Source organism: Croceifilum oryzae (assembly GCF_030814315.1).
In the GTDB taxonomy this organism is placed as follows: domain Bacteria; phylum Bacillota; class Bacilli; order Thermoactinomycetales; family Thermoactinomycetaceae; genus Baia; species Baia oryzae.
Window position 1 is genome coordinate 91,513 of sequence record NZ_JAUSUV010000004.1, and the last position, 16,530, is coordinate 108,042.

The window sequence follows — 16,530 nt, forward strand, 5'->3', positions numbered from 1 at the left end:
GCGATCTGTCTCTTTTTTATATGGAAAACGTGCTGAAATGGACAACTCCTGCATACCGTGTAAGCATGGGAGGTGTCCTAAGATGAGTGATTCCAAACGAATAATAGCCATCTTTATTTCTTTTATAATCGCGATATCCATCGTTCAAACCGAATCGATCCAACAGTTTGTTATGCAAGTGAAAAGTGGCCCTGTTCTCTCTATGGCCCAATATACAGATGAGGAAAAACGTTACCTACAAAAGATTAAGGAAGATGCAGCGAAACACTACAGACCACCCGTTGATGCCAAAATGGATTCAGTGTGGAAAGCCATTCCAGAATTGGATGGACAGGAGGTAGATGTGGAGGGCTCTCTGAAAGCTTCTATGCAAAAAAATAGTGGTGAGATTGTCTGGAAATATAAAAAACTAGCTCCTAAAAAGCGCTTGTCTGACTTGGGAAACGCCCCTATTTATAGAGGAAATTCAGAACAAAAAGCAGTAGGATTAATGGTGAATGTGGCTTGGGGGACGGAACATTTAAAAGAGATGTTATCTATTCTTGATAAAGAAGGGATTAAAGCCACCTTCTTCCTAGATGGATCTTGGTTAAATAAAAATCAAGAAGTAGCAAAAGAATTAGTGAAAAAAGGGCATGAGATAGGAAATCATGGCTATACTCATCCATTAATGGGCCAAGTTTCGAAAGAGCGGGTGGAAAGAGAGATCACCCGAACAGAGGATTTAATCTATCAAACTCTTCAGATTCATAGCAAATGGTTTGCTCCACCAGCTGGTGACTTTAATCAACAAGTAGTGGAGATGGTAGAGAAGTACAAAATGAAAACCGTTCTCTGGACGTGTGATACGATTGATTGGAAGAAGAGTTCGACACCTGAGATGATCGTAAGTCGTGCTCAGAAAGTGGAACCAGGCATGCTCCTATTAACACATCCAACGGATCGTACAGTGGATGCATTGCCTGCTATTATTCAAGAAGTAAAGAAAAAAGGGCTTGTTCTGACAAGTGTCGGAAAAGTTCTATCACCAGAACGAATCGACTAATTGAGCGATCTTTTCAATTCTGCTATAGTGGGGATGTTAGCAAGGTTTTCTGGCTCGCTTTTTATAGATAGAGTAGGGGGATGACAGTGATCATAAAGCATACTCTTCCCAATGGAGTGAGGATTGTGGCGGAGTCTATTCCGCATGTCCGCTCAATTGCCTTGGGAATTTGGACGGGAGCGGGTTCTGAAAGAGAGACACCCCAAAATAATGGGATCTCGCATTTTATCGAACACATGTTATTTAAAGGAACGGCAACGCGGACCGCTCGTCAATTAGCAGAGAGTTTCGATGAAATTGGCGGACAAGTAAATGCTTTTACCGCAAAAGAGATGACTTGTTATTATGCGAAAGTGTTAGATGAACATTTTCCAACTGCTTTAGATATCTTAACCGATATGCTCTTTCATTCTGAGTTTCGTTCGGAAGAGATTGAAAAAGAGAAGAAAGTGATTATCGAAGAAGTTCGCATGGTAGAGGATACTCCAGATGATCTCGTACATGACTTATTAGCAGAAGCTTCTCTAGGTAATCATTCACTAGGTCTTCCGGTCATTGGTACAGTTGAAAATATTCAATCTTACACACGAGATCAACTTTTATCTTATATGAATGATCATTATCATCCGCATAATGTGATTGTGTCTATTGCAGGGAATTTACCAGAGAATTTCTTACAACAAATTGAAGAGAAATTTGCAAATTACTCGGGAAGTCAGGTCCAATCAGCTATGGATCTACCTGTCTTTACTCCACAACAAAGAATAAAGCAAAAAGTGACAGAGCAAACGCATCTCTGTGTTGGTTTACCGGGTCTGGCGATCGGGAATTCTCGTTTATATCAGCTTATTTTATTGAATAATATCTTGGGAGGCAATATGAGCTCTCGGTTATTTCAGGAGATTCGCGAGGAACGAGGTCTTGCTTATTCGGTCTTCTCGTATCACTCCGCACATAAGGAAACAGGGGTATTTGCTATATATGCAGGGACTGCACCTGGTCAGGAAGAAGAAGTTATGGACGTGATTCACCATACTTTGGATCAAGTTATGGCACATGGGATAACGGATTCAGAGCTCAGAAAGGCAAAAGAGCAATTGAAAAGTAGCATCATGTTGGGCCTAGAAAGTACCAACAATCGTATGAGCCGATTGGGGCGTAATGAAATTTTGTTAGGACGACATTACACATTAGATGAAATTATGGAACATGTGACATGTACAACACTCGATGAATTGAATGAGATGGCACGTACCACCCTCTCATCACCCATGTCATTGGCGATTATCTCACCAGATGGCAAGGTACCTAATTCTTTTCGAGGCTAGGAGAAATGGATATGGAACGCATACAAATCATGATTTTACCAGGAAATGAAGATCTTCCTAAAATCGAACAGATGTCTCAAGGCGCAAGTGGCTTCGATTTACGGGCCGCTCTTTCGGAGACACTTGTGCTAGAGCCAGGAAAACGAAAGCTGATTCCAACGGGTCTTGCGATGGCAATGCCAATTGGTTTAGAAGCACAGGTTCGTCCTAGAAGCGGACTAGCTCTAAAGCATGGGATTACGGTGCTCAATACACCTGGTACGATTGATGCAGATTATCGCGGCGAAATTGGTGTAATCCTCATCAACTTTGGTGAAGAACCATTTGAAATTCGCCGTGGAGACCGAATTGCGCAATTGGTATTTCAACAGGTTGCATCTGTAAAATTAGTAGAAGTAGAACAACTAGAAGAAACAGCTAGAGGAACAGGTGGATTTGGACATACAGGGAAATAGAAAGAGGGTGTCCACTTGACGGGTACACTGCGAATGAAACGTTTAGAAGCGGAGATTGAGATCCTTCGCTCCAAATTACATCGAATGGTCAATGGAAACCCTGCTCACCTGAAAGACTCACGAGTTTTAAGCATTAGCCAAAAATTAGATCTCCTTATTAATGAGATTCAACGTGAGAAAATGAAGCTGGTCAAATAAAATACTCTAGCTTAATTCAAATACCCTTACCATTGGTTGAGGGTATTTTTAATGAATTTATATCTTTCAAAAATTGATCATTGTCCTATGCCTGCTCACATAATATAAACCAATATATCTTATAAACTGAAAAGTAATGATAGCGAATTTAAAGGGGAGTCGAAAAATGCGCTGGAGTGAGATGGCGAATAAAGAGTGCGTTGATCTAACAAGTGGGGAGCGTTTAGGTTCATTTTCCCATGCCGATCTGGTGATTGACCCAAATAGTGGACAGATTGAAAGCATTTTAATTCCAATGGGTGGCACCTCGGTCTTTAAAAAGCGAAGTCATGAGGTGCGTGTAGCTTGGGGAATGATTCGAAAAGTGGGACCTGAGATGGTCATTATCGATTCGGGCAGGAGATCCTAAAAAAGAGGTAACCGTGTTGGGCGTGTATACATATGATGCTGATAGATAGCCCAAAAGGGAGGACTAAAGCCTACCTGGGGAAAGGAGTAGAAGCGATGCTGATTGGCAAGCATGTCGTCTTCCTCGGTGGCGATGCCAGGCAACTGGAAGTCATCAAAAGCTGCATCGAAATGAATGCAAAAGTAAGCCTAATTGGCTTTGATAATTTGCAGAGTCCATTTAGTGGAGCCACCCAACGCCGACTAACAAAAAAGGTCTTATCCCAAGCGGATATCCTCGTTCTTCCTATCATCGGAACAGATGATCAAGGGAAAATCAGCAGTGTATTTACCTCAGAAGAGATCTATTTAACTGAAGAACATATTAAAGCACTCCCAAGCCATTGTCTTCTCTTTACAGGACTTGCAAAAACCTATTTAAAGAACTTATGTGAGAGCAATCAAGTCAACTATTTTGAATTGATGATGCGAGATGATGTTGCAATCTACAACTCGATTCCGACTGTTGAAGGTGCTCTTATGATGGCCATTCAAAATGCCGATATTACCCTTCATGATTCGCAAACTATCGTACTCGGACTAGGGAGAGTGGGGTTATCTTTAGCAAGAGTTCTGCAAGCCATTGGAGCCCATGTGAAAGTGGGGGTACGCAAATCAGATGATTATGCCCGTGCCTTTGAGATGGGATTAAATCCTTTCTATACATCAGAGTTAGGGGAGCAAGTAGAAAATGCGGATTTTATCTTTAATACTGTACCTGCTGTGATCTTAGATTCTGCCGTCTTAAGTCATTCTCCCTATGATGTTGTGATTATCGATTTAGCCTCGAAGCCAGGTGGAGTGGATTTTGAATTTGCTAAAAAGCGTGGGATTAAAGCGATTCTAGCACCTAGTTTACCAGGTATTGTTGCACCCAAAACAGCTGGTAAAATCATCGCTCGTACGATGATGAAATTGATGGTGGAGAATGTAGCCGAGGAGGGAAATCTACAATGAACTTTAGTGGATTGACCGTTGGATTCGCATTGTCAGGTTCCCATTGTACTCATGATGAAGTTTTACCGCAGATGAGAAGGCTTACAGAGCTAGGTGCTAACATCGTTCCTATTATTTCTCATACCGTTGCGACCGTAGATTCACGTTTTGGGACAGCGGAAGATTGGAAAGCAAAGATTGAAGAAATTACAGGGAAGCGCCCTTTTAGTACCGTTCAAGAAACGGAGCCCATTGGACCTTCGAAAATGTTAGACTGTTTAGTAGTGGCTCCATGTACAGGAAATACGTTAGCCCGATTAGCTAATGCTTTAACCGATGGACCTGTTTTAATGGCCGCCAAAGCGCAGATGAGAAATCATCGCCCAGTGGTATTAGCGATTTCTACCAATGATGCTCTAGGACTGAATGCGCAAAATCTGGCTCGTCTCCTAGCGGCAAAAGATATTTACTTTGTTCCGTTTGGTCAGGATGCGCCTGAGAAAAAGCCAAAATCGATGGTAGCACGTATGGAGCTCATACCTGACACAGTTCTAGAAGCGATAGAAGGAAGACAATTGCAACCTTTGATAGTTGAAAAATACCGCTATTTCCCCTCATAATAGAAGAGGATGTTTGATTGAGCTTGTAACGTGTTAAATAAAATAGAGTTTGTATGGTGCGGGCTGGCACTTCGAGCGGCTAGCCTTTTTATCAAAAAATAGAGATCAGACAGCAATTGAGTTGACTGTTTGCAGGAATGGAGAGGACATTCATGTCAAAGCAAGGCTATACTGTTGCAGTTGTAGGAGCTACGGGAGCAGTAGGGACTCAGATGATTGCGTTTCTCGAAAAAAGAAACTTTCCTGTCGGAGAACTACGTCCGCTAGCATCAAAGCGTTCTGCTGGACAGACTATCACATTCCGTGGACAAGAAATTGCGATTCAAGAGGCGACTCCAGAAGCATTTGAAGGAGTGGATATCGCTCTTTTTAGTGCAGGTGGGAGTATTAGTGAGCGTTTAGCTCCAGAAGCTGTAAAGCGTGGAGCAGTAGTGATTGATAATACAAGTGCATTCCGCATGGCACCCGATGTACCACTTGTTGTTCCAGAGGTAAATCGCCATGCTCTTCAAAAACATAATGGCTTAATTGCGAATCCAAACTGTTCTACGATTCAAATGGTGGTGGCATTAAAGCCGCTTTATGATCGTTACGGAATGGATCGAGTAATCGTATCAACTTATCAATCCGTATCTGGGGCTGGTTGGGAAGCGATTGAAGAATTACAACAACAATCGAAGTCAGTGCTATCGGGTGAAGTGATGGAATGTAATGCTCTCCCTCAAGGTAGCTTACATTATCCAATCGCTTTTAACGTTATTCCGCAAATTGATGTGGGCCTTGATAACGGATTTACCAATGAAGAGATGAAGATGGTAAATGAAACGAAAAAGATTTTCGAAGATGATCGCATTGGTGTAACCGCTACTTGTGTTCGAGTTCCGGTATTCCGTGGGCATAGTGAATCTGTGTATGTTGAATTACAACAGGATTTTGATTTAGCAGAAGTACGTGAGCTATTAGCAAATGCGGACGGAATAGTGGTTCAAGATAATCTGTCTGAAAAAGAGTACCCGATGCCACTTCAGAGTGCAGAGGATACCAGAACCTTTGTAGGTCGTATTCGCCGTGACTTGACACATGAAAGAGGACTAAACATGTGGATCGTCTCGGATAATTTACTTAAAGGCGCAGCTACCAATGCCATTGAAATCGCTGAAGCGCTGGTTGCAGATGGGCTGGTAAGAAGGGGTTAATCATGAAAATCTTAGTACAAAAATTCGGAGGCACCTCCGTTGCTACGTCTGAAACACGGGATCGGGTGTTGCACCATATTAAAAGTGCTCTCGCTGATGGATATAGCCTTGTTGTTGTACTGTCAGCGATGGGACGAAAAGGTGAACCTTACGCAACCGATACATTTTTAGAGTTGATCCATCATAATGGAGCTGGTTTAGCACCAAGAGAATTAGACTTGCTACTTCATTGCGGAGAACTGATATCTTCTTCTGTTTTTTCAAGCATGCTACATCTAAATGGAATTGATCATGTTGTACTTACTGGTGGACAAGCGGGAATTATCACCAATGACAACTTTACCAATGCACAAATTGTTGATTTACAGCCAAAGCGAATCACACAAGAATTGCAACGCGGAAAAGTGGTCATTGTGGCTGGTTTCCAAGGAATGACCGAAGAGGGAGAGATCACAACCTTAGGGCGTGGGGGAAGCGATACTTCGGCAACTGCACTTGGAGTTGCTCTTAATGCAGACTGTATAGATATTTTTACAGATGTAGAAGGAGTTTTGACGGCAGATCCACGAATCGTTGAGGATGCAATGCCACTTCATACGGTAACGTATACCGAAATGTGTAATTTAGCCTTTCAAGGAGCTAAAGTTGTCCATCCCCGTGCGGTTGAGATTGCGATGCAAACCAATGTCCCGATTCGCGTTCGATCGACGATGTCTGACCATCCTGGTACGTTGGTGATGAGTCGCCCTGAGACGGATCGTCTCGCTGGTGAACTAAGTGATCGCTTAATAACAGGGATTACACAGATGGCTAATGTGACTCAAATCAAAATTGCGGCGAAGCAGGGACAATTTGACTTACAACTAAAAGTATTTAAAGAGATGGCTGATCACGGAATTAGTGTAGATTTTATTAGTGTAAACCCAAGTGGGATCGCATACACTGTAAACGACGCTTTAGCAGGAAAAGCAGAACAGATCTTACGCGAATTAGATCTAGAGCCAGAACTAAGCCCAAACTGTGCCAAAGTCTCTACCGTAGGTGCTGGCATAACAGGTGTCCCTGGAGTGATGGCGAAAATTTTAGAAGCGCTAACGGAAGAAGATATCCAAGTACTACAATCAGCTGACTCGCATACTACGATTTGGGTGTTAGTTCAAGGTGAAGATATGATCCGTGCCGTTCGAGCTCTGCACCGTAAATTTGAATTGCATCGTGTTAATGATTAAGCAGGAGGGATTTTATGAATTTTGGACGAATGATTACGGCGATGTGCACCCCGTTTGATTCCAATTTACAAATTGATTGGAATAAGCAAGAGGCACTCATTGAACATCTGATTGCAACAGGTACAGATACTATCGTGGTTTCGGGTACGACAGCAGAATCTCCGACCCTTACCAAAGAAGAAAAATGTAAACTATTTTCCTTTACGCTAGAAAAAGTAAATAAACGGGTAAAAGTGATCGCTGGAACAGGGAGTAACTCCACAGCAGATACGATTGCCCTAACGAAGCAAGCAGAGGAAATCGGTGTAGATGGAGTTATGTTGGTAGCTCCTTATTATAATCGTCCTTCTCAAGAAGGGCTCTATCAACATTTTGCAGCTATTCATAATGAGACAAAACTTCCTCTCATGATTTATAATGTTCCGGGACGTACAAGTGTAAATATTTCGACGGAGACTCTCGTACGTTTAGCAGCATTACCAAATGTAGTGGCAATCAAAGAAGCGAGTGGAAGCATCTCACAGATCTCTGACGTAATTCGTCTCGTTCCGAAAGATGTAGCTGTATATAGTGGTGATGATGCCTTAACGCTCCCTGTCTTAGCATTAGGAGGAGCTGGAGTAGTAAGTGTTGCGAGCCATGTAGTAGGAGTAGAGATGAACCAAATGATCGATGCTTTCTTCGAGGGTAACCATCAAGAAGCACAAGCGATTCATCATACATTAACCCCGGTATTCCACGGACTTTTCTTTACAACTAGTCCTGGACCTTTAAAATATGCTTTATCCCGTATGGAATTGATGGAAGAGCATGTTCGTTTACCGCTTGTAACGTTAACACCTGAGGAAAAAGGTACAGCAGACGTTTGGATAAAGGCATTTTATAGTTAAGTTTTAAAGATACCTCTTACGGTCAACCCAAAGAGGTATCTTTTTTTTGTTCTACTTGCAACATTAAATTTGAATCGTATATAATAAGAGCAAGTGTGATTTGTGCGGTTTAGGGTGATACGAAAGTTATTAGGAGGTTACAATTTTGAGTAAGAACCAACGAGGCAATAAGTTATTGATTTTTGCTCTCGGTGGGATGGATGAAATCGGAAAAAATATGTACGCAATTCAATATGGGAATGATATTGTCGTAATCGACGCTGGACTTATGTTCCCGGATGAAGAAATGCTGGGGATCGATGTAGTGATCCCAGACGTGAGTTATCTTGTTGAGAACCAAGATAAAGTACGGGGAATTATTATTACACATGGACACGAAGATCACATTGGTGGCTTGCCTTATATCTTAAAGCAATTAAAAGTACCACTTTACGCTACTCAATTAACAATGGGGTTAATTGAGCATAAGCTACGTGAGGCTCATGTTCATGATATTAAGCGCACTGTGATTCATGTAAATTCGGAACTGACGCTTGGACAACTAAAAGCAACTTTCTTCCAAACAAACCATAGTATTCCAGATTCAGTAGGGGTTTGTGTTGATACACCAGAAGGGGCGGTTGTTCATACAGGCGACTTTAAGTTTGACATGACTCCAGTGAATGACCAGTATGCAGACTTGCACCGGATGGCTGAACTTGGGAAGAAGGGTGTCCTTTGTCTTCTGTCGGATAGTACCAATGCAGAACGTCCTGGTTTTACAGGTTCTGAGCAATCCGTAGGTGAAAGTTTAAAAGAAACGTTCCGACATGCGAAGCAACGTATCATTGTTGCTACTTTTGCTTCCAATATCCATCGTATCCAACAAGTAGTGGATGCATGTGTACTTTACGGAAGAAAATTAGCCGTTGTAGGGCGTAGTATGATCAATGTAATCAATATTGCTACTGAACTTGGCTATCTTCAAATGCCAGAAGATCTCATTATTGATACCGATGATATTAATCGACTTCCTGGACATAAAGTAGCGGTTATCTCTACTGGAAGCCAGGGGGAAACCATGTCAGCACTTACGCGTATGGCAAATTCATCTCATCGTAAGGTGGAAATCCTACCTGGAGATACAGTAGTGATTGCGGCTACCCCAATCCCAGGTAACGAACGCGCGATCGGTAAAACGATAGATCAGTTATTCCGAATTGGTGCTGATGTAGTATATAGTGCAGTTGCCCACGTACACGTGTCTGGTCACGGTTCTCAAGAAGATCTGAAGCTAATGCTCAGTCTACTAAAACCAAAATATTTTATTCCGATTCATGGTGAGTATCGTATGCTACGTGCTCACGCCCAACTTGCCGAAGCGGTAGGCGTACGACCTGAAAATGTATTTATTTGTGATAATGGAGACACAGTCGAGATTGCAAACGGGAGAGCCCGTTACGGTCCGAAGATCCCAACTGGCAAAGTTCTAATTGATGGACTTGGCGTTGGTGATGTTGGAAACATTGTGTTACGAGATCGGAAGCTTTTATCCCAGGATGGTATTCTTGTAGTAGTGGTCACCCTAAGTAAAGAACACGGTACGATCCTTGCTGGACCCGATATCATTTCACGTGGTTTTGTTTATGTTCGAGAATCTGAAAAGCTTCTTGATGAAGCAAATCATGTGGTTCGTAATACGATGGAACGCTGTATGAAAGATCAAGTAAGCGAATGGGCATCTTTGAAGACGAACATTCGTGATTCTCTAAGCAAATTTTTATTTGAACGTACTCGTCGTCGTCCGATGATCCTGCCAATTATCATGGAGGTATAAACCTCTTACACTTACTTAAGCTGAGTCCTTTGAAATCAAGGGATTCAGCTTTTTGTTATGCTTCCACAATTCAAATTAACTTTTTCAGACTGATGGGCATAAAATACGAAGATAAACGCCCAGTAGAGGAGGATTTCTATGCTCCAACGAGCCCTATTTTTAATTGCTTGCAGTTATCAAACACAGTATGTGGATCATCCTGAACAATTTGTCATCCCAAGTGGCTATGGATATCAACTGGTGGAGAAGCTCGCCACTCCTTCTTCACTAGGCGCTGAGGGCTTTGGTTATATCATGGAGAATCATGATAGTATCGTAATTGCTTTCAAAGGTACTTCGCTGAAACCATTTGATATTAGTATCGATATGGACATCTATCAAACTCGTTTTCCTTGGATTATGGGAGCAGGGAAAACGCATAGAGGATTCACCTTTCTTTATGGACTTTTGAGAAAACAGATCTTTTCTACCCTTTCAAACCTTGCTCCTACCTCTAGCGAAAAGACAATCTTCCTCACTGGTCACAGCTTAGGAGCTGCCTTAGCCACTCTAACTGCCCCTGATTTAATCGTAAACGGCCCCTATTCACGAATCTGTGTTTCCCAGAGCGGTTCACCTAGAGTAGGCAACCCTAGGTTCGCCGACGCGTATAATTCTTTAGTCCCTCAAAGTATTCGTATCGCCAATATTCATGATTACATTCCACTTAACCCGATCTCTGAAATTCCCCCACCTTTTACAGAAGAGACAATCTCTTATTCCCATGTCCATCATCTATTTCCGATTTCGTTTCAATGCAACAAAAAATCAACGCCGCTTGATATCCCACTGGGTAGAAATCATGCCTTGAAGAACTATTTTAATGCCGTTGGTTTGCAGGTTCCTGACTTTGCAATGAAAATGTGTGAGCAGAATCCCGGATTTTGTCCGGCTATTTCGGATGATTTATGTAGCTTGTCTGTTGCTCAAAAGTAATGTTCATTCCCAGCTCTCTAAGAAGAAGCATTGCGTCAGATTATAGTTATGAAATTATATGTCATAGGAGTTTTTTTATTTATTATAATCAAAAAAACTTTTATGTTTAATTAATTTCATATTTACATGATTCATGACCTGTATTATGATGAGAGTCGTTGTATCACACACATAACAAAGAGGAATGATATTGTTGAAAAAATGGATTTTAGCACTCTCTACGTTGGTCTTTCTATTAACTGCTACGACAGGCTGTTCTTTTATAAAAGATCAGGTTAATGCAACAGCGATTGCTGATGATATGAATAAAATAGTTGAGAAGGCCAATACAAATGACGAATTAGTCCAAAAAATCAATGGGCAATATGAGGAATTTGGTAAGGTTTTGCAAGGAAATAAAATCACTCCAGATGTAGCGAAAAAAGCTCAACCATATTTAGATAATGCTTTAAAAGATGCAAAATCTTACGATGAAGCTGTTAAAAAGCTTGCTAGTGACATTCCAAAGCTAAAAGAATTAGTTGCTAAATTTACTGATGCTGAAACGAAGAAATTGGCTGATCAGTTTGTTACTGACTTTGAGAAAAGTTCAAAGCTTGAGGTTCAATATAGTGAGACACAGTTGAAACTCATTGAAGCAGATAAGAATTTTTTAAATACGAATGGTAAAGAGGTTGCCGGTAAAGATCTTGTAGATAAGCATGCTGATCTTAATAAGCAGCTTCAGACGAGTATCGATGAGTTTAATAAATCTTGGGGAGAATTTAATAAAAAAGTGACTGGCGATAAAATAAAATAAGGCTCAATGCAAAAAACAAAACCCTCCAACAGTCTGTCTTAGCACAGGTAGTGGAGGGCTTTGTTTATTATTCATATTGAATAACTGGCTCTTTTTGATAGAAAGCGAGTGCCCAAGCGCACCAGTCTGATTCATCTTGTTCCATTTGTAATTTGCGCATGAGGAGGATATAGCGCCCGAAGTGAGGACTGCTAGGGTCTTTGAGGGCAGTACCTGCAACGTCTTCTAGCTGTGCAATTTCTGATTCATGTTCCCCGATTTTGTGCTGAAAAAACTGCATTCGTTCTTCGAGTAACTGAACAATTGTATCTGGAGCTAATAACCATTGTGCATAGATTTTTGCGAGAAATCCGTCACGAATAATCGGTTCTTGAAAAACATTAGGCATCCACTTAGCAAGTACTTCTTTTCCTTGCTCCGTAATCGAAAATACCTTTTTATCAGGCTTTCCAGACTGGGGGATCGTGGTACAAGATACCCAATCACGCTCTTCCATTTCCACTAAAATCGGATAAATCTGATTATGTTTTGTTTGCCAGCACAAATCCATTCTCTTGGCAATTTCAAAGCTAGATCCACTATCCCTTGCTAAGATCGCCAAAATGGTATAAACAAAAGATTCCAACTGACATCCTCTCCTATATATCTTTCACTAGTTAGTATATAGAAAATAGTAATTTTTTACAATCATGATGGTATAAGATGACAAAATTAGAAGCAAATTAGCTTAGAGTATACATAAGGAGAATGAGAATGTATCAGATGAATGAAGAGTTAAATCCAAATGCTGAATCACCAGAAGTAGCACCCGATCGGGCAATAGCCGATGAACTAAAGAAGAAAAACATGCTTCAAACATTACAATCTCTAGGACAAACCAATGTTCCTCAGCTTGAGTCTAATATATTTTGCCTTCAGATTATTGGACAGATTGAGGGACATATGGTGATGTCGCCACAAAATAAGACAACGAAATACGAACATGTCATTCCTCAAATTGTAGCTGCTGAACAGAATCCCAAGATTGAAGGGGTTGTACTAATTTTAAATACCGTAGGGGGAGACGTGGAAGCAGGCTTAGCCATTGCAGAGATGATTGCTACGATGAGTAAACCGACTGTATCGATCGTCTTAGGTGGGGGGCATAGCATTGGTGTGCCAATCGCTGTTTCCACTTGTACTTCCTTTATCGCGGAGTCAGCCACAATGACGATTCATCCAGTTCGGTTGACGGGTTTAGTGATTGGTGTGCCACAAACATTTGAGTATCTAGAAAGAATGCAGGATCGGGTTATTCATTTTATTTCTAGCCATTCCAGAGTTACAGAAGAGAAGTTGCGAGATTTAATGTTTCGAACAGGAGAACTGGCACGTGATATTGGTACAAACGTGGTTGCGAAAGATGCCGTTGAGATGGGGTTGATTGATAAAGTAGGCGGGATTTCGAGTGCTTTGCAAGAACTAGATCGTTTGATTCAAGAGAAAAAGGAGAGTATCTCCAGTGATTCAATGGACTATCTTACCATCTGATTGGAACAACCAGACTGATCAAGCCTATCAGCCTCACTTTCAAGAATGTACCGTTGACGGGATTCAAATGGTGATTGAAGTTTTTCCTACTGGAAAAGCTCAAATCAATCGTCTCCTAAGCCCCGACCCACAAGACTATCTAAATCCCAAATACCAACCCGGCACGGAACTTACTCTACAACCACTACTGGATTCTACATATTCATCGCAAAGCATTCTTGACTGGCAGTAGTAGGGAGTGAAGTGGCCTTATGATTATGATATCCACAATAAACCGTATAAGGGCAATAATAGGTGATCGAGGGCCGGAGAATCTGTTCGATCACTGCTCAGATACCGATTTCGCAGAGAAGTAGATGTCCGCTCCGCAATCCTCCGCTAGGGCAGGTGCAAACACGCAAAGAGCGCGGGGACAGCACCAAAAGCGCCTACACTTCGATAGACGGAGCGTAGGCGCTTTTCCACATCCTCACAAGCTCACTATTTGAGCTGTGGTCAGATATATGTCCTGGGACTGGCTTCATCATACGTCCCTATTCTTCTTAACCACTTATTTTATCCATCAGTAACATTGGAAAACTGAAGATTTTATACTACTTATATCTACAAAAATATGGCAAATAAATGTATAATGTTCTGAAGACTGTTTTGGTTTGGGAGAAGGGGATACGATGTCCAAGAAGAAAAAACGAAAAGACGTGAAACGGGCGAGTCGTGTGAAACATGACCTGTTATTTGAAATTTATGGAATCGCAATGATAGCACTTGCAGTAATTAGTTTAGCGAATTTGGGAGCAATTGGACGAAATTTAACATATTTATCTCGTTTCTTAGTTGGAACATGGGATTTTCTTATTCCAATCGTAACAATTGGACTTGCTCTATACATCATGACAAAACGAAGATGGCCACAAAATTGGACGCCTAAGATGACAGGAGTTCTGATGATTGTCTTGTGTACACTAGGCTTTGTTCATTTCAATACATTTCAGTACATACAAGCAACGGGCAAAGCGGCTCCTGTTATGGATACCACATGGAATCTATTAATAAATGAATATTCATCCAGACTTCCTACGGATATAGGCGGCGGGATGATAGGTGGGCTTATTTATGGTATGTTCCATTTCTTATTTGATGATGTGGGTACAGTCATCGCTTTGTCCGCATTTTTGTTAACGGGGATTCTTCTCGTATTCGGAATTTCATATATCCAATTTTTACAGAAACTATATGTGCTTTTTCAACGTCATAGAGCCATCGTTAAAAAAAATGTCAATTCTATGCTAGTAAAAAATGCACAAGCGAGCCAACAAAAAAAGCAATCGTATAGTCGTGAGGTAGAGAGTGATCGACATACAGAGTTTAGAGATGAATTGGAGTCATCATCATCTTCTGAGCCTACAATCGCTTACTATTACGAACCAGATCCAGTGCCTGCTGGGGAGCCTGTGCAAAAACCAAAGCAATTGACTCTTTCTTTAAAATCAACTTCTGAGATGAAGCCTGAACCACCACAAAGAATCCAAAACGATGGAGAAGATGTAGTTGTGAAATTTCATACTACAGAGCGTTTGGATCATTATAAAATCCCACCATTTACCATCTTGAGAGCCTTAAAGAAAAGAGATAGCCTAGATGTGGATGAATTAAAATCAAAAGCCTCCAAATTAGAGGAGACATTGGAAAATTTCGGAGTAAAGGCAAAGGTAAACCATGTTCAACATGGACCTGCAGTAACGCGATATGAGATTCAACCCAAAGTAGGGGTGAAGGTAAGTCAAATCGTACGTTTATCCAACGATATTGCGCTAGCATTGGCCGCAAAATCGATCCGAATCGAGGCTCCTATCCCTGGTAAAGCAGCGATCGGAATTGAGGTACCTAATTCAGAGACAGCAATGGTTGGTTTACGAGATGTAATTGATTCTTCAGGATTCCAAAAAAATCCAAGTAAGCTATCAATTGGACTTGGAAAAGATATATCAGGAGAAGCCGTGATTGCCAACTTAGCTCAGATGCCGCATTTATTAGTCGCAGGTGCAACGGGTGCAGGAAAGAGTGTTTGTGTAAACGGAATTATTATAAGTCTTTTGTACAAAGCCAGACCAGATGAAGTAAAACTAATGATGATTGATCCTAAGATGGTGGAGCTCAATATATACAATGGAATCCCTCATCTGCTTGTACCTGTTGTGACAGACCCGAGAAAGGCAGCCATTGCTTTGAAGAAAGTGGTTTCTGAGATGGAGAAGCGATATGAATTATTCGCTAAAAATGGCGCGCGCGATCTGGAGCGTTATAATCAATTGGCAAGAGAGCGAAATGACGAGGCTGTGATGCCCATTTTGCCGTACATAGTTGTGATTGTTGATGAGCTTGCAGATTTAATGATGGTTGCGCCTGGAGATGTCGAGGATGCTATTTGCCGGCTTGCCCAGATGGCACGTGCGGCTGGAATTCATATGATTTTAGCGACACAGCGTCCTTCGGTGGATGTGATCACTGGAGTGATTAAAGCAAATATCCCTTCCCGAATTGCTTTTACCGTTTCCTCGCAAGCTGATTCCCGTACCATCCTAGATATGGGAGGCGCAGAAAAATTACTAGGTCGTGGAGATATGTTGTACATGCCGATCGGTGCGCCTAAACCGATCCGTGTACAGGGTACATTTGTGACAGATGAAGAAGTAGAATCGGTAGTAAATTTTGTTAAAAATCAACAAGAAGTGCATTATAATGAAGAGATGATCCCTGATGTACCAGAGAACTCAGGTGCAGAGTTAGTTGATGATGACATGTATCCCCAAGCAGTTCAGCTAGTGCTGGAAGCGAAAACCGCTTCAGTGTCATTGCTTCAGAGACGGCTTCGAGTCGGATATACTCGGGCGGCGCGGTTGATTGATTTGATGGAATCTCGTGGCATTGTAGGCCCCTATGAAGGCAGTAAACCGCGAGAGGTTTTAGTGACAGAAGAACGCATGCAAGAAATTTCCAATACGTAAGGTATAAAAAAATCTCTTGATTTTTTGGTAGCGATTACGCAAACTAAAAAAAGCGAGCTAG

General features: G+C 41.5%; 17 protein-coding genes. 16 read left to right on the forward strand and 1 reads right to left on the reverse strand.

What is annotated here, in order from left to right; genetic code table 11:
* Positions 1-82: 82 nt before the first annotated feature.
* From J2Z48_RS05220 to J2Z48_RS05280, 13 genes are all read left to right on the forward strand, one after another.
* Positions 83-1,045, forward strand: a complete 963-nt coding sequence (locus tag J2Z48_RS05220) for a polysaccharide deacetylase family protein (RefSeq protein WP_307251554.1) — start codon at positions 83-85, stop codon at positions 1,043-1,045.
* 80 nt (positions 1,046-1,125) lie between these two features.
* Positions 1,126-2,373 (forward strand): M16 family metallopeptidase, encoded by a 1,248-nt coding sequence (locus J2Z48_RS05225; protein ID WP_307251556.1) that lies wholly within the window; start codon positions 1,126-1,128, stop codon positions 2,371-2,373.
* Between the two features lie 11 nt (positions 2,374-2,384).
* Complete coding sequence (gene dut, locus J2Z48_RS05230) at positions 2,385-2,828, forward strand: dUTP diphosphatase (protein ID WP_307251558.1); 444 nt, start codon at positions 2,385-2,387, stop codon at positions 2,826-2,828.
* A gap of 15 nt (positions 2,829-2,843) precedes the next feature.
* On the forward strand, positions 2,844-3,026 hold the full coding sequence (locus J2Z48_RS05235; RefSeq protein ID WP_072332556.1) for an aspartyl-phosphate phosphatase Spo0E family protein: 183 nt from the start codon (positions 2,844-2,846) through the stop codon (positions 3,024-3,026).
* Between the two features lie 166 nt (positions 3,027-3,192).
* The gene (locus tag J2Z48_RS05240) at positions 3,193-3,435 is read left to right on the forward strand and encodes a YlmC/YmxH family sporulation protein (protein ID WP_131847876.1); all 243 of its coding nucleotides are present in this window, start codon (positions 3,193-3,195) and stop codon (positions 3,433-3,435) included.
* Between the two features lie 95 nt (positions 3,436-3,530).
* Positions 3,531-4,430 (forward strand): dipicolinate synthase subunit DpsA, encoded by a 900-nt coding sequence (gene dpsA / locus J2Z48_RS05245; protein WP_307251562.1) that lies wholly within the window; start codon positions 3,531-3,533, stop codon positions 4,428-4,430.
* Positions 4,427-5,029 carry a dipicolinate synthase subunit B gene (locus J2Z48_RS05250; protein WP_307251564.1) on the forward strand — a complete coding sequence of 201 codons (603 nt, stop codon included), beginning with the start codon at positions 4,427-4,429 and terminating at the stop codon, positions 5,027-5,029. The genes dpsA and J2Z48_RS05250 overlap by 4 nt, the downstream gene beginning before the upstream one ends.
* A gap of 152 nt (positions 5,030-5,181) precedes the next feature.
* Positions 5,182-6,225 (forward strand): aspartate-semialdehyde dehydrogenase, encoded by a 1,044-nt coding sequence (locus tag J2Z48_RS05255; protein WP_307251566.1) that lies wholly within the window; start codon positions 5,182-5,184, stop codon positions 6,223-6,225.
* Positions 6,226-6,227: 2 nt separating this feature from the next.
* The gene (dapG, locus tag J2Z48_RS05260) at positions 6,228-7,454 is read left to right on the forward strand and encodes an aspartate kinase (protein ID WP_307251568.1); all 1,227 of its coding nucleotides are present in this window, start codon (positions 6,228-6,230) and stop codon (positions 7,452-7,454) included.
* A gap of 14 nt (positions 7,455-7,468) precedes the next feature.
* Entirely contained in the window at positions 7,469-8,344 is an 876-nt protein-coding gene (gene dapA / locus J2Z48_RS05265) for a 4-hydroxy-tetrahydrodipicolinate synthase (RefSeq protein WP_307251570.1), read from the forward strand.
* A gap of 196 nt (positions 8,345-8,540) precedes the next feature.
* Positions 8,541-10,160 carry a ribonuclease J gene (locus J2Z48_RS05270; RefSeq protein ID WP_370872888.1) on the forward strand — a complete coding sequence of 540 codons (1,620 nt, stop codon included), beginning with the start codon at positions 8,541-8,543 and terminating at the stop codon, positions 10,158-10,160.
* A 138-nt stretch (positions 10,161-10,298) separates the two neighbouring features.
* Positions 10,299-11,135 carry a lipase family protein gene (locus J2Z48_RS05275; RefSeq protein ID WP_307251574.1) on the forward strand — a complete coding sequence of 279 codons (837 nt, stop codon included), beginning with the start codon at positions 10,299-10,301 and terminating at the stop codon, positions 11,133-11,135.
* Positions 11,136-11,328: 193 nt separating this feature from the next.
* Positions 11,329-11,934, forward strand: a complete 606-nt coding sequence (locus J2Z48_RS05280) for a hypothetical protein (protein WP_307251576.1) — start codon at positions 11,329-11,331, stop codon at positions 11,932-11,934.
* A gap of 67 nt (positions 11,935-12,001) precedes the next feature.
* On the opposite strand, the gene J2Z48_RS05285 is transcribed toward J2Z48_RS05280, so the two are convergent.
* On the reverse strand, positions 12,002-12,559 hold the full coding sequence (locus J2Z48_RS05285; protein WP_307251578.1) for a PadR family transcriptional regulator: 558 nt from the start codon (positions 12,557-12,559) through the stop codon (positions 12,002-12,004).
* Between the two features lie 137 nt (positions 12,560-12,696).
* On the opposite strand from J2Z48_RS05285, the gene J2Z48_RS05290 reads away from it, so the two are divergent.
* The 3 genes from J2Z48_RS05290 (at position 12,697) to J2Z48_RS05300 (ending at position 16,469) form a co-directional block, all read left to right on the forward strand.
* Positions 12,697-13,464: a ClpP family protease gene (locus J2Z48_RS05290; protein ID WP_370872889.1), complete on the forward strand. Its 768-nt coding sequence runs from the start codon at positions 12,697-12,699 to the stop codon at positions 13,462-13,464.
* Positions 13,436-13,696 carry a YlzJ-like family protein gene (locus tag J2Z48_RS05295; RefSeq protein WP_307251580.1) on the forward strand — a complete coding sequence of 87 codons (261 nt, stop codon included), beginning with the start codon at positions 13,436-13,438 and terminating at the stop codon, positions 13,694-13,696. The genes J2Z48_RS05290 and J2Z48_RS05295 overlap by 29 nt, the downstream gene beginning before the upstream one ends.
* A gap of 439 nt (positions 13,697-14,135) precedes the next feature.
* Positions 14,136-16,469: an FtsK/SpoIIIE family DNA translocase gene (locus tag J2Z48_RS05300; protein ID WP_307251581.1), complete on the forward strand. Its 2,334-nt coding sequence runs from the start codon at positions 14,136-14,138 to the stop codon at positions 16,467-16,469.
* The last annotated feature ends 61 nt before the right edge of the window (positions 16,470-16,530 follow it).